Raw genomic sequence first — 22,186 nt, 5'->3', positions numbered from 1 at the left:
ATGCCGCGCGCGGCGTCCGGGTCAATATCGGCCGATACTGGGATCGGCGTGCACCGCGTACGCATCGATTCCGCCGTCGAGGTTGCGCACGCGCTTGAATCCCTGGACCGTGAGATATTCTTGCGCCATCTGCGACCGCATTCCGTGATGGCACATGCAGATGAATTCTTTCCCCTTCAACGCTTCCAGTTCTTCCAGATGATCGTCAAGCTTGTCCAACGGGACGTGCATACACCCTTTGACGCTGGCGTGCGCCAACTCGTCGTCGTTGCGCACGTCAAGCAGGATAAAGTCGTCCCCGCGCGCGAGTTTCTCTTTTAGTTCTTGGGGCGAACAGGGTCTCATTTTGCGGCCTCGTGATAGATTTTCGAACCCGCGACGCGGAATTTTTCGGCCATTTCGCGCATGCCTTCGCTGAGCGCTTCGGCCTCGCTGACGTGGCGTTCGTCCGCGTAGTCGCGAATTTGCCGGGTGATTTCCATCGAGCAGAACTTTGGCCCGCACATCGAGCAGAAGTGTGCGAGTTTTGCGCCTTCCGCCGGCAGCGTTTCGTCGTGGAAGTCGCGCGCGCGCTCGGGGTCCATCGCGAGCGCGAATTGGTCTTCCCAGCGAAACTCGAAACGGGCCTTGCTCAGCGCGTTGTCCCACACCTGCGCGCCCGGATGGCCCTTCGCGAGATCGGCGGCGTGCGCGGCAATCTTATACGCGATGACGCCTTCGCGCACGTCATTCTTATTCGGAAGACCAAGGTGTTCCTTGGGCGTGACGTAACACAGCAGCGCGGTGCCGTACCACCCGATCATGGCCGCGCCGATGGCCGACGTTATGTGATCGTAGCCGGGCGCGACGTCGGTAGTGAGCGGGCCGAGAGTATAGAACGGCGCTTCGCCGCACCAGTCAAGTTGTTTTTCGACGTTTTCCTTGATCATGTGCATGGGAATGTGGCCCGGACCCTCGTTCATGACTTGTACGTCGAACGCCCATGCCCGCTGCGTCAACTCGCCCTGCGTCTTCAGTTCCGCGAACTGCGCGTCGTCGTTGGCGTCCGCCAGGCATCCGGGGCGCAGGCCGTCGCCGATCGAGAATGACACGTCATACGCCGCCATGATCTCGCAGATTTCGTCCCACCGCGTATATAGGAAGTTTTCCTTGTGGTGCGCGAGGCACCACTTCGCCATGATGGAGCCGCCGCGGCTGACGATACCGGTGACACGGTTTGCGGTCAGCGGGATGTAACGCAACAAGACGCCCGCGTGGATCGTAAAGTAATCGACGCCTTGTTCGGCCTGTTCGATCAACGTATCGCGAAAGAGTTCCCAAGTGAGGTCTTCGGGTTTCCCCCCCACTTTTTCGAGCGCCTGATAGATCGGGACGGTCCCGATCGGCACGGGCGAATTGCGGATGATCCATTCGCGCGTCTCGTGAATGTTCGGGCCGGTGGACAAGTCCATCACGGTATCCGCGCCCCACCGGATCGCCCACACCATCTTCTCGACTTCTTCTTCGATCGAACTTGTGACGGCACTGTTTCCGATGTTGGCGTTGATTTTCACCAGAAGGTTCCGGCCGATCGCCATCGGTTCGAGCTCGGGATGGTTGATATTCGCGGGTATGATTGCCCGGCCGCGCGCCACTTCCTGGCGAACGAACTCAGGCGTGATTGCCTTTGGCAGTTGCGCACCCCAGTTCATGCCCGGGTGCTGCTTCTTCAGTTCGTCGATTTGCAGTTCGAGGCGCATGTTTTCCCGAATCGCGACGAACTCCATCTCCTGAGTGATTTCGCCGCGTTTGGCGTAATGCATCTGCGTAACGCGGCGGCCGGCCTTCGCGCGCAGCGGCGATCGCGTGCGTTCGAATCGCAGTGGCGCCAGCACAGGGTCGTGCTCGCGGCGGCGCCCGTAATCGGAGGTCACGTCGGCAAGCGTGTCAACGTCACGGCGCGCGGCAATCCATTCCGCGCGCAACGGCGCCAATCCCTTCCGGACATCGATCCCCACGTCCGGGTCCGTGTACGGCCCGGAGGTGTCGTACAAGGTGACCGCAGGGTTGGCTTCGGGTAGCGTGGCCGCGGCACGGGACTTCGCAGGCGACTGCACGACTTCCCGCATTGGAACGCGCACGCTCTCGTCAACCCCGAGTACGTATATTTTGCGGCTCCTTGGAAACGGCGAGCGCGTAATCACGTCCGATTGGCCGGTCGCGAAGACCGGCAATCGATCCGAAGATACTGACATTCTCTACTCTCCCAGACAGGCGCAGGCGCCGGACGGTTGGCGTACAGGAATTGCGCTGCACCTTGCACGTTCAGGCTAGCACTGTGCCGCTGCCGAGTCAAAAGCTCATCGGAGTGTTGCGGGGCGGTGATACATCCCCCTAAATCCCCCTTCAAAGGGGGACTTTATGAATCCCCTTTTTGGGGGACATGCTGGTGGTCTGCGTCATTTGATTTTGGCGGTCCCAGTTACGTGGAATACCGCCCGGCACGGAGACCGGGCGCTACAAACATCGACAAAATCGATTGACGGGAACCATTAGTGTCGTGAGATTGAAATTTGCACTACTTGGCGTGCTTCGTGCTCGTGCTTCGTAATCGTGCTCGTAATCGTAATCGAGCATTCGAACTCCTGCACAACCTCTATGGGCGTTCGACTTTTCGAGCGAATTTCGGATGCATGACACTAGATTCGCCTTGACCGACGAACTCTCGGGATGCTGCATATCATGACGCTACCGGGATTTGATCGGGATTACGCGCAATTCCGGCGCGGCGTCGCTCTCGATCACCAACTGGTCCCCGACACTCATCGTGATATCGCGTTGGTGCGGCGACGCGATTGCAGCGGCGTCGCTGCCCCGCAGCAGCGACACCTTGGCCGTCGCGCCGTTGGTCAACATGACGGTAGCCGGAACGAGCCGCTGGGTGTAGGTCCACTTCCCCGCTTCGCCTTTCACGTTCCGTACGGGCGCTGGCGGTCCGGCCCAGGTGAGCTGGTTCGTGGGACGTTCCGCCTCGTCCGAGACGATGGCGAGCGCATCCTGATGCGTGCGCACGTTGATTTGGTTTCCTTCGGCCGTGGGGCCGAGGATCAGTTCCTTGCCCGCAGCGAAGCCGCCGCCGCGCGAGCCCAGTTCGATTCCATTCCTGTACCCGTGAAGTTCGATCCCACGTACGTCCGTGGCGCCCTGGTCAACCCCGATGCCAAAGCGAAACGTGTTGCAGTTCGCCGATCGGTCGATTGACGCGAGCAGGCTGCCGTGCGCGTTCGAATGCAGGTGGTCGCACGTGAAGTCGTTGGTGTAGACGCCCTTTTCGCCGCCGATTGCGATGCATTGCTTGAAATTGAGAATGCTTGCGAAATACATCTTCGTGTAGTTCACGCCCGCGACGCTGGCGTCAACGATCAGCCCGGTCCCCGCTTCGCGCGGTCCGGGCGAGAACGGATGCGGGTCGGCAATACCCTGACTGTTTATCTGCGTTTCGATGACTACGGGGAACCCGTCGATAGGAACCGGCTTCTCGGGCTTGATGCGCAGCCCGGCGCCGGTGCCGCCGTACACGATCAATCCCAGGTGATACTCGCAGTTCATTGCCGAGTCAATGCGCATCGCGTCCACGGACGGGTCCGGGCCTTTGAAGTTGATGACATAAATGCCGCCGTCGATACGAAAATCCTGCGCAGCGGGAATTGTGATCGTCGAATCGATGTGATAGATGGGCGTGCGCCCGCCGAATCCGCCTTTCACGTAGAGGTCGCGGGCGTTTGCGACGCAATAGTCGATGGCCTCTTGCCAACCCGATGTCTTCGTTCCGGGAGTTGCCGGACCGAAGTCGCCGGTGTCGTCGTACGCGAGGACAACGCAGGGCCCGGACTTTTCCGTTGGCCCCGCCGCCGCCCACACGGAACATGAAACGATGCAGGCCGTTCCTACCGCACGCAGAATCGCGTCAACCATTTTTTGACCTCCTCATCGACTCCGACCATGATACTTCAAAATGCGTTGAACCTATGTATCGCCGTTGCTATCATCGACACGGCGCATTCGGGGTTGTTGGCGCGACGGACGAGGCTGAACGAAACCGCTTTTGGGATTCCGCACGGGACGCATGCGGAAGCTGGGTTCGCACATGGAACGGCTAAAAGCAGACTTGCACACGCACACCGCCGACGATCCGTTCGATCGGCTGGAGTATTCCGCGGAAATGCTCATCGACGCGGTCGCCGCCGCGGGCGTTCGCGTCCTTGCGATCACCTGTCACGAACTGAACGTGTACTGCGAATACCTGTCCGACGTGGCGCGCCGGCAGGGCGTCTTGCTGGTCCCCGGGATCGAGAAGTTCATCGAAGGCAAGCACGTCATCATTCTGAATCCCGCGCCGGAGCACCTGGCCGCGCACACGTTTCAGGAGTTTCGCGCGCTCGGCAGGCGCGGCGCCGTGTTTATTGCGCCGCACCCGTATTATCCCGCGCCGCACAGTTTGCTGTCGGATTTCACGCGGAACATCGACCTGTTTGACGCGGTCGAGTATTGCAGCCTGTATTTTCGCGCCGTGAATCCGAACCGTTGGGCGGAATCCGCCGCGAAGGCGCACGGTCTTCCGATGATTGGCACGTCGGACACGCACTGGCTGCCGTACGACGATTCGACGTTCTCGTGGATTACCGCGGAGCCGACGATCGAGGGCGTGCTCGACGCGATACGCGCGGGCCGGGTCGAGGTGGAGACCCAGCCGCGCAAAATCGTACGCGCGGCGCGGGCGGTCGCCGGCGCGCTTACCGGACTCACCGAAGAGTACCTGCTCGGCAAACGCGACAAGGACGCCACCCCGTGATTGATCGGATTACAGTCCTTGGCGGCAGCAGCGTGTACACGCCCGAGTTCGTGCTGTCCCTTGTATCGCACAATGTCAACGTCCGCGAGATCGTCTTGTACGGGCGCCCGGGGAACAAGCTGCCGGTCGTCGCGAAGTTTTGCCAGCGGCTGATCGATCGGAGCGGGTTCCCCACGAAGGTTGTTCCTGCCACGGACCTGAAGCTGGCAGTCTCCGGTGCGCGTTACATCGTGAACCACATCCGCGTTGGGGGAATGCCGGCGCGTGTGCGCGACGAAAAGTTGCCGCCGCGGCAAGGTATGATTGGCGACGAGAGCCTTGGCGCGGGCGGCTTCGCCAATGCGATGCGGACCCTTCCGGTCGTGCTGCAAATAGCCGCGACGATCGAAGAAACCAATCCCGATGCGGTGTTCATCAATCTTACGAACCCGATGGGCGTGCTGGTCGAGGCGCTCGTGAAGCACTCGAAATTGAACGTGCTTGGCGTGTGCGATCTGCCGGGCACAACGGTCAAGTCCGTTGCGTCCGTGTTGCGTCTCGACCCGCAGCAGTTGCAAGTGGACTACATCGGCCTGAACCATTTCGGGTGGATTCAAGACGTTAAGATCGAGGGCCGCAGCCACATGACGCGACTGCTCGAGCGATTGGAACACGACGCGAACGACGGGTTCGACTACGGCCTCATCGAGTTGTTCCGGATGATTCCGGTCCGCACGGTCAGCCTGTTTTTCCATCAGGACGAGATTCTCAAGCGCCAGCAGGCGTGCGCGCGCTTTCGCGCCGAAGTATTGCATGAAGCCGAGCAACAGATTCTTCGTCTGTACCAGCAGAACGGACTCTGCGAGATACCGGAGTTGACCCGGGCGCGGAACGCCGTGTGGTACGAGGAAACGATTGTGCCGCTGATTCAGACGCTCGAGGACAAGAAGGAACACGAGACGATCCTGTGCGTGAGGAACGATGGGGCTATTCGCGATTTGCCGGACGATTGCAGCGTCGAGATTCCCGTAGAACTCAGCAAGAAGGGGCAAAAACCGCGCAAAGTCGGGAGCTGCCCGCGTTTTCTGCGCGGCCTGTTCATCGCGCTGAAGGAGAGCGACCGCCTGACGATCGAGGCCGTACGGCACAAGTCATATGAATGCGCGCTCCAGGCCTTGACGATCAATCCGCTTGTGCCATCGTTGGACGCGGCGAAGAAGTTCCTCGACCGCTTGATCCACGATGAGCACTTTGAACTACACTAGGCGCTTACTGACCATTTGGAGACTCCCATGAAGATAAAGCGAATTGTCACGACCCTGCTTGTCCCATTTCTATTGGTAAGCGTCAGCCACGCCCAGATACCCGTCGTGGGCGGCAAAGGCGCCGGTCTGTCTGCAATCGCCGGGACGGACACGCTGGTAACGGTCGTGTTGAAGGGAAGCGGCGCCAAAGACCCAAACCTCAAGGTTGTGGCGGTGGAAGGCGGCATTCTGACCGTGCGCACGCAGACCGGACAAGTCACGAGCTACCGGGTCGCTGACGTTCAGGAAATCCAGGTGCAAGGTGAAGTGATGAAGGTCCGCGCCGTCGATCTGATGGCGGACCGTGGCATGACGAGCGACCAACAGGAAATCGTATCGCGCGCGCTCGTCCGCGCGACCGAACTGTTCAACGCGAGCGTTGCCAACCAGTCCTTGCGCATGTACACGGCGGAAATCCTCGCGGTGGGCGGCGTGGCCGGAGACGTGCCGGGCGAGGCGCTCGGCGGGAGCATTCTGCCCAAGCAACAGGCAATCGACTATCTGACCGCCCTCGTCAACGGAAATGACCTGCGTACGGGAATCACCGCCGCGCTCCATTTGAGCATCGCCGGCCAACCCATTCCGTCGCCGACGATTATTCAGGATGGACTCGCGAGCGGCGACCGCCTTGTGAAATCGAGCGCGGCGAAACTCGCCGGGCTGACGGAAGACAGGTCCGTAATGCCCGAGCTCCGGTTGATGATTCAAGACCGCGCGGCAAACATTTCCGCGCCGGCCGCGCGCGCCCTCTCGACTTTGGGCGACAAGGACATCATCCCCACGCTCATCGCAATGGCCGTTGACCGCAATCCGGACAAGGCGGAAGCGGGATGCGTAGGACTCATCAAACTTGGGGACGAGAGCGTCGCGCAACAACTGAAAATGAAACTGAAGGATACCGAAGGCTTGGCGCGCTTTCGCGTTGCCTGGGTGCTCCACGATTTGGGCGACCCGCAAGGCGGCGCCGTGCTTCGGGACGAACTGATGGAAGTTCCTTCGCTCCAGTTCGACTCGGCGCGCGTGCTCGCGCTGAAGGGCGACGTGAAAGCGATGCAGTATCTGCGCGATTGGCTGGGCCAGCGGCGCGACCCGTCCGAGTCTCTGCTCATTCAGCGCGCGCAGGCGACCCATGCGCTCATCAAGGCCGGCGACAGGACCAATGCGGGCGTGCTTCAGGATGTCATTCGCGAGGGGTCCGCAAACGTGCAGATTACGGCGCTCAAACTGATCGCGGACCTCGACATCAACGCGTTCCTGCCGATGATATTGCCCGTTTTGACGAGCAACGACCCGGCGACGGTCGTAACGGCGTGCCAGACCGCGGTGGCCGTGGCGAATAACGACTACGGCCAGCGGCTTCGCGTGCAACGGAGCTGACGCAGCGTGACGGAGCGGCTGCACGTTGTCGTGCGTGGGCGCGTGCAAGGCGTTGGGTTTCGTTACGCTGCATATCGGAAAGCTCAGGAGCTCGGGCTTGCCGGATGGGTGCGCAATTTGGGGGACGGGAGCGTCGAGGCGGAATTGGACGGTGCTCGTGCGCTGTTGGAGGCGTTCTTGGCGTGGTGTCGAGAAGGCCCGCCCCTCGCACGTGTCCAGACCGTTGACGTCACCTGGAGCGTGCCGAGGTTTTCGCACACAGAGGTGGAAATCCGGTAGCCCGCAGGAACCCGCTACGGGGAATTCCTCTCCGCGACTTGTGCCGGCGCACATCCTTGTTGATTGAGAAACGCCAGCATCTTGCGAAAAACCTCGCGCCGCTGCTTCCAAAAGATGTAGTCGAAACCGTGCCCACGATTTTTCAGGGTCACCAGTTCGGTGGGCACACCGCATTCCTTAAGCCGATTGAAGAAGCGGACGGACTGATCGTAGTGGACCAACTTGTCTGACGTGCCGTGGACGAAGATGATTGGTTTTGTGTCCGGGCCGGCGTACGTCAGCGGCGACGCAGCCTCCAACGTGGAAGCGGTCTTGTCCGACATGTTGCGCGATGTGAAGTCTTTGAAAAAATGTTCCGTGCGGCCGTGCAGGAACCCTTTCAGCGGGCGGTCGCGGTAGCGCGTCAAATCGACCGCCCCGTACAGGCTGATGGCCGCGCGTACTTCGGACGAAGCGCCGGGGTTTATCTCCCCTTCCAAGCGATCTTTCGGCGACGTCGCTGCCAGTAGGGCCGCCAGATGCCCGCCTGCGGACGCGCCGAAGGTGACGATGCGGTCAGGGTCGACGTTGTACGTGTTCGCGTTGAGCCGCAACCATCGCACGGCCGCCTTGCAGTCGTGCAGACAGTCGGGAAACGCGTATGTCGGCATGAGCCGGTAGTCGATCGTCATGACGACGTAACCATTGCGCGCGAACTCCCGGCAGTACCACGATTGCTGGTACCGGGTACCGAGAATCCACGCGCCGCCGTGAATCAGGACCATGCCGGGACGCGGCGTCGCGCTCTCCGTCTCGGGCAAGTACATCGTCATCCGCAGTTTCTTGCTACCCAAGTCCGCAAACACAATTCCCCGCTCGGTCTTATAGCCTTCCGTCGCAAACGCGTTCACACCAAGAATCTCCAATACCAGGACAAACGCCGGAGCCCAAACTTTATTCATGTGGATTTGCAGCCGAGGTGAGTAACAACAATGTGTGACTTGGAACGCAGTATACCGTCACGCGGGGCAATGCGACAAAGGCACGCGGAATGGGAAGTAGAAGCGACGGGCGTTATGGGGCAGCTTCCGAGGCGGGGACAGCCACCGAAGCGGTGACCGTCCCCAGCGGTAACAGGCCCCTTGCCTTCCCCTGCTTTTGTTACGTGAGGTATACCGTTAGCCGGTCACGCGGAGCGGACGTACGACGTCGACCTGCCAAATCCCAATGCAGTCGTGAAGCGAACCCATCCAGCCATTGCCCAACAGGCGCTCCAATTCGCGTTCGGCGTCATGCTGCGCCCGGAACCATCGAATCATTCGACAGGTGGGCGACGATTCCTGTGTGGCGTGCGGTTCCAGCAAACATTCCATTGCTTGGCTCGTTAAGGTCAGCTCCCAGGGAGGAGACCCCACAAAATGGGCCTCCCCCCCGGGGAGCGGGCTTGGCAACTCTCAGCGCCGCGGCTGCGGCATCCACTTGGGCCAGGTTCCCATTCACCGGCGATGCTGCATTCAACTCGAATTCGTTGCGTACCCCGAATCCGGCTCCGCCAAGGACCCGACAACTCCCCGAAGCCGAGCCCTTGACGAGCCGCCGTAACTGTCAGGCTTGAGGAGCCGATTGACAGATGACCGGGCAGACACCGCTAATATCGAACCAGAATCCATGCAACGAGCACTGCGGCGGCGGCGATTGCGCCGCACCAGACCGCGATCGTTCCCCACGGTACGTAACGGTACTTCTTGATCGGTTTCGTCTTGAATCCTGCATAGCGTCCCGCCGTGTCGGGCTCGAGAAACGGCCTGTCTACAGTCGTCATGGCCCTTTACCTCATTTCACCGCTCACGCCACCCAAGTTCAGTTTCGGGACCGCAGGAAGGCAGAGGTCGATGACCGTCCTCCCGGGGTTGCACCCGCACTCACGTGGACTCGCACAACGCTAACGTCCGTCCCAATCTCAAATGCACGTCCGATAGCAGGCATCAACAAAGTCTCTTCGAACTCCGGCCCCTCCGGGCCTGTTGCAGCCTCCGGCGACCCCAGCTTCTTCTCAAAGAATGACCGCCTGTGCAACAGCACTATTCCGCACTCCCGCTGCCGACCAACGCCTTGAGTTCGTCGTCCGGCATATCCAATGCCACCGCGGCGCGCTCGTAGTCCCGCTCCATCAGAGCGAGAACGCGCCTGGCATACTCGAGCCGGAAACTGTCCAAACCCATCGACAAACGATCTCCAGAGTTGACCACTTGTTCAGAAAAGCTATTCAACATATCGACCCATCCCCCTTCCCCTCTTCACTCGCAGAATAAGCATTTCATATGCCAAGCTGCGCGGAGATGGGTGTTCAGCGCGTAATTCATTTTCATATAATGACTTATGAATGTATAGAAGTCGCCAAAACAATTCGGGAGCAGGGCAATTCGGAGAGCCAAGTTCAGAAACTTTACACGTCTATGTAAAGTTCCTGAACACGATGATCGCGAGAGGGTTCATCTCGCTTCGCGGGAACGGCTGCCGGACGTCAGACGTCGATGCCGTAGTCGTTGATCTTCTTATACAGTGTCACCCGCGATATCTTAAGCGCCTGGGCCGCGCTTCGTATATTGCCTTTGTGACGCTTCAGAATGCGCTGGATATGGTGTTTTTCCGCATCGGCTAGCGTGAGGAGGTGGGACGACGAGTCGGGGTCGCGTTTACCCTCGGTTGGCAACATGACGTCCTCGGGTTCGATGACGTCGGTTTGCGCCAAGGCGACTGCACGTTCGACGCAGGACCGGAGTTCGCGGACGTTACCCGGCCAACTGTAGGTTGCGAGCTTTTCGAGAACGCTTGGTGCGACGGTCAGTTTGCCGCCCGGCCCTGCCGGTTGGGCACGCCTCAGGAAGTGCTCGACGAGTGCCGGAATGTCCGATTTCCTATCGCGAAGCGGTGGCATGGATATTACGAATCCGCTCAAGCGGTGGTACAAGTCCTGCCGGAATTCTTGAGCGTGCTCCTTGCCCGCCAGTTCACGGTTGGTCGCGCTCACGATTCGAACGTCAACGCCAATTTCCCGCGTTCCACCGACGCGGTTGAACTTTCCGGATTCGATCACGCGCAGTATTCGCGCCTGGTGCTCGACGGCAAGATCGCCAATCTCGTCGAGAAAGAGCGTGCCGGTGTGCGCCTCTTCAAAATAGCCCACCTTTTGGCGGGTCGCGCCGGTGAACGCCCCCTTTTCGTATCCGAACATTTCGCTCTCGAACAACTCGCGCGGAATGGCGGCGGCGTTCACGATTACGTACGGGCGATTGGCGCGGCCGCTCAGGTCGTGGACCATACGGGCGGCAGCCTCTTTACCGGTGCCGGTCTCGCCCAGGAGAAGGACGGGGAGGTCCATTTTGCCTGCGCGGCCTACGAGTTCCCTCACCTTCTTCATCGCCGCGCTGTCGCCGATGAGTGACGTGTCCGCCGCTCCCTGACGACGCAGCCGCTCCATGTCGCGGCGAAGCTGTTCCATTTGTTCCGCGGCGCACAGGTACGGGGCAAACGAGTGTGCGAGGCCGAGGAAGTACTCGAGGTCGGATTCGTCGTACACGCGGTGCGGCGTGCCCGCGCGAAGCGCGAGCGCGCCGATTTGATCGTCGGCCACTATGAGGGGGGCGATGATCGTGGTTTCGATACTCGGTTTGCCGCCGAGCATGCGCCGCCGGGGCATGAGGAAGCCGCACTTACTGGCCAGGGCTTTCTGGATGTCGCCGGCGGGCAAGGTGTCAGCCGACGTGGCGGTCGAGAGTGGATGGGGCACGGGTTTTCGATCCGGACCCAGAACGCGCACGAGCCACCATGCTTCCGGCTGAAACCGCTGATCGAGAATTCGCGAGAGTGACGCAATCAGGTCCGCGACATTCGTGCACCGCGCGAATTCGCGATGGCTGTGGAGCAAACCCCGGAACTGGGAAAGTTGCGGGGTGGCCGATTGCGTGTGGTTCTTTTCCGGCGCGTCCTGAATGAAGAACCCCTCGGAAAGCGCGACTGTAGCGGGCGTCGAAACGTCCGACGCGTTTCCTTCCGGCATCGGTGTCGTTTGATTGACTTCGACCATCCTAAGGGAATACGCGCCCAACTGGATTTCATCGCCATCCCTCAACAGGGTTTCGGACACCGGCGCCCCGTTCACCAATGTGTCATTGCTGCTGCCAAGGTCTTTTATGTGCGGACCGTCGTCGTCTACCCAAACCTCGCAGTGCCGCCGGGAAATGGTCGAATCGACGATTCGGATCGTGCACTCGGCACTCCGGCCGATGACCGCGGGCTCACGGTCGAGCCGCCACGTCTTGCCGACGTTTGTTCCGGAGGCGATTTGCAGCACGTAGTCCACGCTCACTTGCGGTCATACTCCTTCGACTTGCCGCCCGCAACTGATCGTATCAGGGCCCTGGGCCGGGCGACATCCGCAACGAGGCGCGGAATTTCTCCGATCGGCTGCACACTCCACAACTCCGTACCGGTTGCCCCGTTATTTGCGGAAAAGAACAGTACTTGTTCGACCGGCGCGAGGTTCGATGGTATCGAACCGAAACTTGCCTTGGGCAACAGGTCATACACCATACGCGTGTTCGGGAAGGTCCCGTCGGTCACCCAGAGTTCATCTCCGTGAACACCGTCGTTTGCGGCAAAGTAGAGGTGCGATCCAATCACAACCAGTTCCCTGGGATTCGAAGAGGCAGGGCCCGCGGCAATATCGTGGACCACCGAAATTCCCTTGCCATCGCTGAAACACAACTCCGACCCTGTCTGCTCCGACCAGGCAACGAAGCAAATGCCCCGGCCGAACGCGACGATCTCATGTGGATGTGCGTGCGCCCGTCCGAGCGCAAAGTCCTGCACAAGGGCAGTGCCGCCCGGGGTGCCGTCGCTGCGCCACAATTCGTCTCCATTGGTCCCATCGTCCGCGCCAAAGTACAAGACATTGCCGACGGGCGTAAGATCGTGAGGGTCCGAACTGGCTATGCCCGGGAAAATATCCAGGACCAGTTCCGCGCTCGAGCCGGCGCCTTTCGTGCGAAACAGTTCGTTCCCGTGCTCGATATCCGACGCCACAAAGTAGAGCTCGTTGTTCATCGCGGTGAGCTCATGGGGCGACGACGACGGGTTTGCAACGAAACTGTACCAGATGTCATCGAGGAGGATTGTTCCCGCCTCTGTGCCGTCGCTGCGCCACAATTCGCAGCCTTCACGTTCCGTCGTCGCGCGGAAGAAGACTTTGTCGCCGATCGCAACCGTCTTATCGGGAAAACTGCTGAGCGGGGTCCCCTGATGCGACTCCGGATTGATGTCCTTGACGAGGCGCGTGCCCTCCGGCGTACCGTCCGAGAGCCAAAGTTCTTCGCCATTTTCGGGATCTTTCGCAGTGAAAAACAGACGGTCCCCCGCCGCGCACAGCGCGTATGGTTCGGATTCGGCGGGACCGGGATAGATGTCCTTCAGCAGAATAGTTCCCTCCGGGGTCCCGTCGGTTCGCCAGAGTTCTCTGCCCAATTGCGGCGCGACCGCAACGAAGAACACGTAGCCGTCGGCGGGTGTAAGCGAGTACGGTTTCGAATCGCTGAGATCCGGGACCAGGTCATTGACCAGTTGAGTTCCTTCGGATGTTCCATCCGTGCGCCAGAGTTCCTCGCCGTGATCCGGATCGCGCGCCGCAAACCAGCAGACCCCATCAACCAGCGTCAATCTACCCGGGTTGGAGCCGATGGGACCGGGATAGATATCCTTCACCAGGCGTGTCCCTGGGAGTGTACCGTCCGTTTCCCATAACTCGGAACCGAATTCCTCCGGAGCAGTGACGAATAAGACACGACCCCCCAGCGCCGTCTCGATATGAGTACCGTCATTGACCGTCATAAGCAATTGCGTGCCGGCGCCGGTGCCGTCAGAAACGAACAGTCCGATCATCCCTTCGTAATACGCGACAAATATGATCTGACCATTCGGCAGAGTCTCTGCGGACCCTTTTGCACAATCCGAGCCAATGGTCCCCGGGTTGATATCCTTTACCATAACCGTACCGGCCCTGGTCCCGTCGGTGCGCCACAACTCGGCCCCACTCCCTCCACCGTCCGCTTGAAAGTACGCTACGCCCCCGGCATTGACCATCCACTTGATATCGCTTGCGCCTCCCCCCGAATTGATGTCCTTGACGAGCCGCGTTCCTTCCAACGTGCCATCCGTAATCCAGAGTTCGGACCCGCTCTCACTGATCGCCGCTTCGTTTTCCGGGGAGTTGGCGGCAAACAGCAGGCGATTCCCAAACACATGGAACTGCGACGGCTCGCTTCCGCGCACGCCCGGCCAGATGTCCTTTAGCAGGCGCGCGCCTCCAGGTTCACCGTCGGTAATCCAGAGTTCCGCGCCGTGGATTCCGTCATCGGCCGCAGAGAATATCTTATCGCCAAGTACGGTCATCGACGAGGGCATCGACGAGGGGGCTATTGTCGCGTTCTCCTGCGCCGCCGCGGCACAGGCGAGCAACGCGGAAACCGCAACGCAGCCTCCAATGACGCGCCGGTGATTGGGCCGAAACAGCCGTCTACGTGGACCGCTATAAGACATTTTCCTCAAATCGCAGAAGCGCTCCATGTTCGACCGCCTCCATATCCGGAAAGCCCCATGCCGCGACCACGTTTTCTTGCGTGTCATCGGCCCCCTCGGTGATGCACGCGTTGATTCGCCACACGACATTCTTGTCCGGTATGACGCCCGGCGCCAGACCACCAAGGTTGATCGCCACCTCACACGATACACCGCGATCGCCGGAGTACAGTTCCACCTGCCACGGCTCGCCCTCCCAGGGGCGCTCAACGCCTTCCCTGTAAAAACTCGCGCTTCGGCTCCCGTCCGATGCGGCAAATACTTTCATAAATTCCTGTTTGCCGAGCGGACTGGGGAGGACCGGCATCACCGCGATGTGGACGCCCCAACGCTGGGAAACCGGGCGGTCGATTGACATCCCAATGAGCACGTGGTCCGCCGTGACGCGCGCGCTAAATTCGGCAGGGAGGGACAGCGGGAATCCGCGTATCGATCCAATGCGGCCCTTGGCGTCGAAATACGAGCGCGTCCAAACTTCCTCGTCGAGCTTTCCGTCGACATTGACGGGCATGTTCTTACCCAGCATGGGCACCATGCAGCGGGCGTTCCACACGCTCGGCAGCAGATCGATGACAGTCTCCGCCCACGACTCCGGCCTGGGGGCAAGTTCGGTGAACAGAAGCGGCTGGAGCAGCGAGGCATTCTCAATGCCGTACGTAAACTCGGATTCCGTCCGCCAGTCGTCCGCAAGCGCTACGGAAACCGTGTAGTCTTCGACGATGTGGCGGCGCCGGTTATCCAGCCGCAACGACATATTCAGCGCATTGCCCGCGGCCATCCACGCGCCTCGGCCTTCCGCGGTCCCCTCTTGGAACCCTGCTCCTGAATCATACTGGTATGACGCCCAGTTGCCCGTAAATGCCACGTTGCCTGGCGCCGACTCCCTGAGTTCCCCCGACAACACGAGTTTATCGGAGAAGGCAATGACTCGCCGCGATCCCGATTCGCCGGCAGCGCCGATGAGCCAACGCTCCGTTCGATCTACAGCGTCAACCTCTTCGCCGGCAACCTGAAAGTAGCGCGCATTGAAAACGCGGGATTCCGATCCCGCGGCCGATTTCGGATGCGACAGTATGTCCTCGACGGTCGGCAACCTGGTCTGGCAGATTTCCTGTTGCGTGATGACCGGCCCAACAGTCCCGGGCGTCGCCGTCATGGAGTCCTGGGAGGCAGGCGGCTCCAGCAATGTCCACGTTGCGATGCTCGATACCAGCGCAAGCGCCACGGCGCCAGCCGTCCAGGCAATCGCCCTCTTCGTTACCCGCACCCTACGCTTAAAGGAGGTCTTCCGCTGGACACTGCGAACTGCCGTACGAATCGTGGGCGCATCGTCCCCCGCAGTCTGGGAAAACTCGGGCACGGCGCGCAGGTCCGCGAGCGCCGCGGCTGCGTCTTTATATCGCTTCGACTGATCGCGAGAAATGAGCCGATCGATGAACTGTCCAAGTTCTTTGGAAACGCTTGGCACAACGTCTCGCAACGGCGCGACCGAAGTCGACATTAGCTGTTTGACGATGGCCAGCGGAGTTGTCCCGTCATACACCGGTTTCCCGCTGAGCCCTTCGTAGAGCACCAGCCCGAGTGAATACAGGTCCCAATCCGGTTGGGGATGGCCCCCTTCCCACGCTTCCGGAGGCGCAAATCGTGGTGTCCCCATGAAGAACTCTGAGGACGTAAGACGGTAAATCGAGGTTTCCAGATGGGTGGCATACGCCGTCGCCAGCCCGAAGTCCGCCAGTTTGGCCCGGCCTTGCGGACTCAGCAGGATGTTGTTTGGCTTGATATCCCGATGCACCACACCAAGGTCGTGGCAAACGGCAAGTCCGTCAAGTACATCGCGCGCTATCTGTACGGCGAGCAGCGGACTAAATACCTCGTGAGCCATTGTGTGGCCGAGGGATGGCCCCGCGACGAACTCCATATCGATGGCGAGATTATGGTCAATGGTCTCAAGGCTGTTGATGCGAACAATGTTGGGATGGAGGATGGTGGCCACAATACGGGCCTCTGACTTGAAGCGGTCAATGAACACGGTATCGGTGCTCAGCGACGGATAGAGGACCTTCAGCGCAACATCACGCGAAAGTGTAGTGTCCTCCGATAGATACACCACACCCATACCGCCGCGCCCAAGCTCGCGGAGGATTACATATTTGCCAAGTGCTGCGCCAGGTTCTAGGGCCGTTAGTACAGACACATGCCGCTCGCTACCGTATGGGTGCGGCGTTCACGCACCCCCCAAGACTCCCGAGCTTCCATTTTGCCCAATTTGCGCAGTATCCGCAAGAAGATTCAACATTTACTCTTGCGCGTGCTGTGATGAGGCCGTCTTACGCGAGCGGCCCGCGCACGATTTCAACGAGTTTGTCCATCACCTGCGGTGACGGAAACGCCGATTCTTACCGTGACGGCAGAGAGCCACATCGTTCCAAAACCCGCTGGGGCAAAGTCGCCGGGCACACACCTCGCATGGTATAGTAGTTTTTTTGTTTTCCCGTTGGTTTTTCGGAGGCAGTTGCGTGATGTCGAGCGGTTCGTATGACCACAAGGCCATCGAGCAGAAGTGGCAGTCGTATTGGGCGAAGCACAAGACGTTCCGCTCCGAGATAGACCGTGCCAAGCCGAAGTATTACATCCTTGACATGTTCCCGTATCCGAGCGGCGACGGCCTCCACGTCGGGCATCCGCTGGGCTACGTGGCCACGGACATCATCGCGCGCGTGAAGCGCATGAAGGGCTTCAACGTGTTGCACCCGATGGGTTGGGACGCATTCGGCCTTCCCGCCGAGCGTCATGCGATGCGTACCGGTGAGCACCCCTCGTCAATCACGCGCAAGAACTGCGACACGTTCCGGCGCCAACTGCAACTGCTCGGCTTGTCCTACGATTGGGACCGGGAAATCGACACGACGGACCCCAAGTACTACAAGTGGACCCAATGGATTTTTGAAGTACTGTTCGAGCGCGGTCTCGCATACCAGACCGAAGCGCCGGTGAACTGGTGCCCGGCGGTCGGCACGGTGCTCGCCAACGAGGAAGTCAAGGACGGCAAGTACGTCGAGACGGGCGACCCGGTCGAGAAACGCATGATGCGCCAGTGGATGTTGAAGATCACGGCCTATGCGGAGCAGCTCATCGCGGACCTCGACGAGGTCGATTGGCCCGAGAGCGTGAAAACAATGCAGCGGGAATGGATCGGCAAGAGCGAAGGCGCGGACGTCGTGTTTCAGGTGGCCGGCTCGAACCGGACGTTCATGATCTTCACGACGCGCCCGGACACGTTGTTTGGCGCGACGTATTGCGTTCTTGCGCCCGAGCATCCGTTAACGCTTGAAATTGCGACGCCCGAACAGCGTGCGGCGGTGGAAGCGTACGTGAGCGCCGCATCGAAACGCAGCGCGCAGGATCGCATGGCGGCGGAGCGCGAGAAGACGGGCGTGTTCACAGGAGCATATGCGATCAATCCGGTGGACAATGAACGCGTTCCTATTTGGACGGCGGACTATGTGCTCGCCGAATACGGGTATGGCGCGATCATGGCGGTGCCCGCGCACGATACGCGCGATTACGAGTTTGCGACGAAGTTTGGACTGCCGATCGTCGAAGTCGTCAGCGGCGGCGATATCAAGAAAGAGGCATACGTTGGCGATGGCGTTCTCGTGAATTCGGGTATCATCAACGGCCTTGCCGTTCCCGATGCGAAGCGAAAAATCTCCGCTTGGCTGGAAAAACGAAACGTCGGCAAGGCAACCGTGAATTACCGCCTGCGTGATTGGCTGTTTTCGCGCCAGCGGTACTGGGGTGAGCCGATTCCGATCATTACCCTCGAAGACGGCACGCAGCGCGCGGTGCCCATGAAAGACCTTCCGGTTGCATTGCCGGAATTGGACGAATACAAGCCCACCGCCGACGGCCAACCGCCGCTTGCGCGCGCAAAGAATTGGGTGAATACGACCGATCCCATCACCGGCAAGCCCGCGGTGCGTGAGACGAATACCATGCCGCAATGGGCCGGCTCGTGCTGGTACTACCTGCGCTTCGTCGATGCGCAGAACGACACCGAGGCGTGGTCGAAAGAGGCGGAGCGATATTGGATGCCCGTCGACCTTTACGTCGGCGGCACCGAACACGCCGTGCTCCACCTTCTCTACTCGCGCTTCTGGCACAAGGTCCTCTACGACGCGGGGTACGTTTCCACGAAGGAACCGTTCCTGCGCCTGTTCAATCCCGGAAAGATTCAGGCGTTTTCGTATCGCGACGAGAACGGCAAGTATTACTACCCCGAGCAAGTGGAAAAACGCGGCAGCGAATGGTTCGTCAAGGAAACGAACACGCCGGTCGCGACACAAGTCGAGAAGATGAGCAAGTCGCGGTACAACGTGGTGAACCCCGATAAGGTGGTTGACGAACAAGGGGCGGATTCGCTGCGCCTGTACGAGATGTTCATGGGGCCGCTTGACCGCGACAAGCCGTGGACGGAAGAGGGCCTTCACGGCGTCAACCGGTTCCTGCGCCGGGTGTGGGCGCTGATTGTCTCGGAGGACGGCTCGTTACAGCCACGTATCGTCGATCGCGCGAGTGACGCCGCCGCGGAAAAGGCGCTGCACCACGCGATCAAGGCGGTTTCCCAGGACGTCGACAATCTACAGTTTAATACTTCGATCTCCCGCATGATGGAGTATCTGAACGTCGCCTCGAAGGCGGACGCTCTATCCAAGGCGGACATCGAGAAGTACGTGCTCATTCTCGCCCCGTTTGCGCCGCACCTGTGCGAAGAGTTGTGGGAGCGGCTCGGACACTCGGGGTCGATTGCGTACGAACCGTGGCCCGCGTATAACGAATCGCTGCTCGTCGAGGACACGATCGAGATTCCCGTCCAGGTGAACGGCAAGTTGCGCGGCGTGGTCGTCGTGCCGGCGAACGCGGCCAAAGACGATATTTTCGCCGCGGCAAAGGCAGATGCGAAGGTCGCCGCGCACCTCGATGGGAAGTCTATCGTCAAAGAAATCTTCGTGCCCGGAAAACTCGCCGGGTTCGTCGTCAAATAGGACAAGCGAAACACAGCCATTCGACGTACGACCATCCATTGCCTACACTGTAGGACCACTTCAGCCGATCGCAATTCGCGCCGTCTGCCGTCCGTGCCGGAATGATCAGCCGACGCGCGTTTGACACCGCAATCCGCTGTGTGCTAACTTCTTTCGGTTCGGAAACCTCTGTCACGGCAGAGGTCGCGAGTTCGAGTCTCGTCGCTCCCGCCATCTTGTCAATTCATCGCACTTGTGGGCCAGGTAAACGCCCGTGGGTGCGATTTTTTGTGCGGCTGTGTCAACGCGGATGAAGTCGTCACGGTAACTGGCAGGGGCGTTCTGTGTCCTCCGACCCAACGAAAGATCTGAAGCACCGACGTTATTACGCCGAGATTTTTCTGATTTGTTTCGCCGGACTGCTGTTGGAAGTCAGCTATACGCGCGTCTTTTCATTCAAGTTCTTCTACTTCTTCACGTACCTCGTGATTGGGATAGCCCTGCTGGGTCTCGGCGCGGCGGGGGTAGCGGTCGCGCTGCTGCCGGCGCTGCGGCGTATTTCGCTCGACCGACTCTTGTCTCGCGCAAGCCTTTTCGGCGGGCTTTGCGTCGTCGCCGGATACGCCGTCGTCGCGCGTATTCCGATCAATACCTTCGACCTCCCGAACACATACTCGGAACCGTTGAAGTTGGCGCTCGTCTGCGGCGCGCTGTTCTCGGCCTTTTTCGCGGTTGGTGTCGTCGTATCGTCGTTGCTGGGGCGCAACGCCGGTTCGGTCAACGCGCTGTACTTCGCCGATCTAACCGGCGCGGCGTTCGGTTGTGCCGTTGCGATTCCCCTCATCGCGGCGTTTGGGCCGATATCGAGCATTATGCTGAGCGGTTCTGCATTGACCGCAGCGGGCTTTCGCGCCTCCCTTCGCGAGGGACGAATGCACGCGGCCGCATCAGGTTTGGTGTGCGTCCTGGGGTTGGCAATTGGTTTCTTGCCCGGCGTGGCCCCGGAGATCGTCGTCGATGGATCCAAGCATCTTCGCACGGACAATCCCGATGCGCCGCCCCCGGTATTCTCCGAGTGGGGCCCGTTCTTCCGGATCGACGTTGTCGATAATCCGGATCGGAGCGCTCCGTTTAAGGTCTTGCTTCACGACGCGCTGATCGGCTCGACGTTGCAGCGATTCGATGGCGACTTTGCGACCGTCTCTCGCTTTGAGACGGATGCACGGCGCTTGCCATTTATATTGGCGCCGCCCCACGCGAAAGAGCTCATCGTCGGTGCGGCGGGCGGACACGAAATTCTCGCCGCGCTGTACTACGGCGCGGGTTCGATAACCGGCGTCGAGATAAACCCCGTAACGTATTCGCTCGTGCGGGACACGTTCGCCGATTACACCGGCCGGCTGTACGCGTACCCAAGCGTGCGATACGTGAACGGCGAGGGCCGATCGTACCTCACCCGCAGCACCGAAACGTTCGACATCATCAACTTCGTCAGCCCGGACAGTTACTCGGCTACGAACGCCGCGACGTCGAGCGCGTTTGTGCTGAGCGAAAGTTATCTGTACACCGTTGAAATGCTCGTGGAAAGCATGGCGCATCTCGCAAACGACGGAATCATCTGCATGGAACTAGGCGAATGGGACTACGCGCGCCGGCCGAACCGCACCGCAAGTTATGTGTCTACGGCGCGCGAGGCGTTCCGCCGGATCGGCATTGACGATTTCGAGAAGCATGTCGTCGTTGTGCGCGCCCCGGGCCTGCTGCCAATTTCCGTGATACTGCTCAAGAAGTCTTCGTATACTCCGGATGAACTGGACACGCTCGGCGAGGCCGTACCGAAACTCGATGGCGCGACGCTCGAGTTTGCATGGGGCCGGGCGGCGAACGACGGGCCGGTCAGTCGGATCATTTCGATGCCGTACGAGCAACTGGCGTCGTGGTACGCGTCGCACGAGTACGATGTCGGTCCGGTATTCGACGATGCGCCCTTCTTCTGGCACTTCGCCCGGTTCCGCGATGTTCTCGAACAAATGCGGCACAATTTTTCAATCTCGGTCGAAGAAGATTTCGAGTACGCCGCCGGCGAACGCGTCCTATTGTTTACGTTGGCGCTGTGCACGCTGTTCGCATTCGCGGCGCTGCTCCTGCCATTCGTGTTTGTCCGGGCGGCGTGGCGCAAGCTACCGCGCAAGGGGATGTCCGCGATTTACTTTTCGATGCTCGGCCTTGGGTTCATGGCCATCGAAATCAGTCTGATACAGAAGCTGACGCTGCTGCTGGGTTACCCGACCTATTCGCTCACCGTGACCCTGACGTCGATGCTCACATTCGCCGGCATCGGCAGCCTTGTTTCGAGCCGATTCCACGGGAGCGTTGTGCGGTTCGCGGCGGTGCTATTGACTGTGGTTGCGGCGTCCGTTGCATTCTATCGATTCGGCCTGCCTCGCGTAACGGACACAGCGATCGGTTGGCCATTGGCGGTGCGCATCGGACTCTGCACGGCAATGCTGGCGCCGCTCGCGCTCGCGCTCGGCGCGTTCATGCCGCTCGGACTTCGCGCGGTCGCCGCGTTGACCGATCACAAGGATGAGTACATCGCATGGGGCTGGGCCGTGAACGGGTTCTTCTCGGTGATTGGCTCGACGCTGACGACCATTCTGTCGATGGCATACGGTTTCAGCTTCGTCCTGTACCTCGCGCTCTGCCTCTACGTTATCGCCACGCTAACGCTCGTTGGATTGTCGCGTGGCGTGAACGCCGTGCAGGCCACGTAAACC

16 protein-coding genes are annotated in these 22,186 nt (G+C 60.2%); 6 read left to right on the top strand and 10 right to left on the bottom strand.

Annotation, left to right across the window (positions count from 1 at the left end):
- Positions 1-21: 21 nt before the first annotated feature.
- The 3 genes from HUU46_05485 to HUU46_05475 form a co-directional block, all read right to left on the bottom strand.
- Positions 22-345: a rhodanese gene (locus HUU46_05485; protein NUM53077.1), complete on the bottom strand. Its 324-nt coding sequence runs from the start codon at positions 343-345 to the stop codon at positions 22-24.
- Positions 342-2,234 carry a phosphomethylpyrimidine synthase ThiC gene (thiC, locus tag HUU46_05480; GenBank protein NUM53076.1) on the bottom strand — a complete coding sequence of 631 codons (1,893 nt, stop codon included), beginning with the start codon at positions 2,232-2,234 and terminating at the stop codon, positions 342-344. Before thiC ends, HUU46_05485 begins: the two co-directional genes overlap by 4 nt.
- A gap of 493 nt (positions 2,235-2,727) precedes the next feature.
- Positions 2,728-3,954 (bottom strand): hypothetical protein, encoded by a 1,227-nt coding sequence (locus HUU46_05475; GenBank protein NUM53075.1) that lies wholly within the window; start codon positions 3,952-3,954, stop codon positions 2,728-2,730.
- Between the two features lie 172 nt (positions 3,955-4,126).
- Here HUU46_05475 and HUU46_05470 point away from each other — a divergent pair, with 172 nt between their 5' ends.
- The 4 genes from HUU46_05470 to HUU46_05455 are packed head-to-tail and all read left to right on the top strand — an operon-like array spanning position 4,127 to position 7,770.
- Positions 4,127-4,831 (top strand): hypothetical protein, encoded by a 705-nt coding sequence (locus HUU46_05470; protein ID NUM53074.1) that lies wholly within the window; start codon positions 4,127-4,129, stop codon positions 4,829-4,831.
- Positions 4,828-6,075 carry a hypothetical protein gene (locus HUU46_05465; GenBank protein ID NUM53073.1) on the top strand — a complete coding sequence of 416 codons (1,248 nt, stop codon included), beginning with the start codon at positions 4,828-4,830 and terminating at the stop codon, positions 6,073-6,075. Before HUU46_05470 ends, HUU46_05465 begins: the two co-directional genes overlap by 4 nt.
- Before the next feature lie 27 nt (positions 6,076-6,102).
- Positions 6,103-7,491 (top strand): hypothetical protein, encoded by a 1,389-nt coding sequence (locus tag HUU46_05460; GenBank protein ID NUM53072.1) that lies wholly within the window; start codon positions 6,103-6,105, stop codon positions 7,489-7,491.
- 6 nt (positions 7,492-7,497) lie between these two features.
- Positions 7,498-7,770, top strand: a complete 273-nt coding sequence (locus HUU46_05455) for an acylphosphatase (GenBank protein ID NUM53071.1) — start codon at positions 7,498-7,500, stop codon at positions 7,768-7,770.
- A gap of 14 nt (positions 7,771-7,784) precedes the next feature.
- Here HUU46_05455 and HUU46_05450 read toward each other — a convergent pair whose 3' ends face one another.
- The 7 genes from HUU46_05450 to HUU46_05420 all read right to left on the bottom strand — a co-directional run bounded on the left by HUU46_05450 (position 7,785) and on the right by HUU46_05420 (position 16,495).
- The gene (locus HUU46_05450; GenBank protein NUM53070.1) at positions 7,785-8,711 is read right to left on the bottom strand and encodes an alpha/beta hydrolase; all 927 of its coding nucleotides are present in this window, start codon (positions 8,709-8,711) and stop codon (positions 7,785-7,787) included.
- 216 nt (positions 8,712-8,927) lie between these two features.
- Positions 8,928-9,122, bottom strand: a complete 195-nt coding sequence (locus tag HUU46_05445) for a hypothetical protein (GenBank protein NUM53069.1) — start codon at positions 9,120-9,122, stop codon at positions 8,928-8,930.
- A gap of 275 nt (positions 9,123-9,397) precedes the next feature.
- Positions 9,398-9,571 carry a hypothetical protein gene (locus HUU46_05440; protein NUM53068.1) on the bottom strand — a complete coding sequence of 58 codons (174 nt, stop codon included), beginning with the start codon at positions 9,569-9,571 and terminating at the stop codon, positions 9,398-9,400.
- Positions 9,572-9,830: 259 nt separating this feature from the next.
- Positions 9,831-9,971 (bottom strand): hypothetical protein, encoded by a 141-nt coding sequence (locus HUU46_05435; GenBank protein NUM53067.1) that lies wholly within the window; start codon positions 9,969-9,971, stop codon positions 9,831-9,833.
- Between the two features lie 302 nt (positions 9,972-10,273).
- Entirely contained in the window at positions 10,274-12,118 is a 1,845-nt protein-coding gene (locus HUU46_05430; protein NUM53066.1) for a sigma 54-interacting transcriptional regulator, read from the bottom strand.
- A complete protein-coding gene (locus HUU46_05425) occupies positions 12,115-14,196 on the bottom strand; it encodes a hypothetical protein (GenBank protein NUM53065.1) in 2,082 nt (693 codons plus the stop codon). The genes HUU46_05430 and HUU46_05425 overlap by 4 nt, the downstream gene beginning before the upstream one ends.
- Before the next feature lie 136 nt (positions 14,197-14,332).
- Positions 14,333-16,495 carry a serine/threonine protein kinase gene (locus HUU46_05420; GenBank protein NUM53064.1) on the bottom strand — a complete coding sequence of 721 codons (2,163 nt, stop codon included), beginning with the start codon at positions 16,493-16,495 and terminating at the stop codon, positions 14,333-14,335.
- A gap of 409 nt (positions 16,496-16,904) precedes the next feature.
- Here HUU46_05420 and HUU46_05415 point away from each other — a divergent pair, with 409 nt between their 5' ends.
- The gene (locus HUU46_05415) at positions 16,905-19,430 is read left to right on the top strand and encodes a leucine--tRNA ligase (GenBank protein NUM53063.1); all 2,526 of its coding nucleotides are present in this window, start codon (positions 16,905-16,907) and stop codon (positions 19,428-19,430) included.
- 323 nt (positions 19,431-19,753) lie between these two features.
- On the top strand, positions 19,754-22,183 hold the full coding sequence (locus tag HUU46_05410; protein NUM53062.1) for a hypothetical protein: 2,430 nt from the start codon (positions 19,754-19,756) through the stop codon (positions 22,181-22,183).
- Positions 22,184-22,186 lie beyond the last annotated feature (3 nt).

The organism is Candidatus Hydrogenedentota bacterium (genome assembly GCA_013359265.1).
Classification (GTDB): Bacteria; Hydrogenedentota; Hydrogenedentia; order Hydrogenedentales; family SLHB01; genus JABWCD01.
This window is presented reverse-complemented; position numbering and strand designations above follow the sequence as displayed.

Bases quoted from the DNA above. Each gene is read 5' to 3' on its own strand.
- HUU46_05415 (NUM53063.1), top strand. From the start codon at position 16,905: ATGTCGAGCGGTTCGTATGACCACAAGGCCATCGAGCAGAAGTGGCAG.
- HUU46_05445 (NUM53069.1), bottom strand. From the start codon at position 9,122: ATGGAATGTTTGCTGGAACCGCACGCCACACAGGAATCGTCGCCCACC.
- HUU46_05460 (NUM53072.1), top strand. From the start codon at position 6,103: ATGAAGATAAAGCGAATTGTCACGACCCTGCTTGTCCCATTTCTATTG.
- HUU46_05440 (NUM53068.1), bottom strand. From the start codon at position 9,571: ATGACGACTGTAGACAGGCCGTTTCTCGAGCCCGACACGGCGGGACGC.
- HUU46_05470 (NUM53074.1), top strand. From the start codon at position 4,127: ATGGAACGGCTAAAAGCAGACTTGCACACGCACACCGCCGACGATCCG.
- HUU46_05435 (NUM53067.1), bottom strand. From the start codon at position 9,971: ATGGGTTTGGACAGTTTCCGGCTCGAGTATGCCAGGCGCGTTCTCGCT.
- HUU46_05485 (NUM53077.1), bottom strand. From the start codon at position 345: ATGAGACCCTGTTCGCCCCAAGAACTAAAAGAGAAACTCGCGCGCGGG.
- HUU46_05475 (NUM53075.1), bottom strand. From the start codon at position 3,954: ATGGTTGACGCGATTCTGCGTGCGGTAGGAACGGCCTGCATCGTTTCA.
- thiC (NUM53076.1), bottom strand. From the start codon at position 2,234: ATGTCAGTATCTTCGGATCGATTGCCGGTCTTCGCGACCGGCCAATCG.
- HUU46_05450 (NUM53070.1), bottom strand. From the start codon at position 8,711: ATGAATAAAGTTTGGGCTCCGGCGTTTGTCCTGGTATTGGAGATTCTT.
- HUU46_05425 (NUM53065.1), bottom strand. From the start codon at position 14,196: ATGACCGTACTTGGCGATAAGATATTCTCTGCGGCCGATGACGGAATC.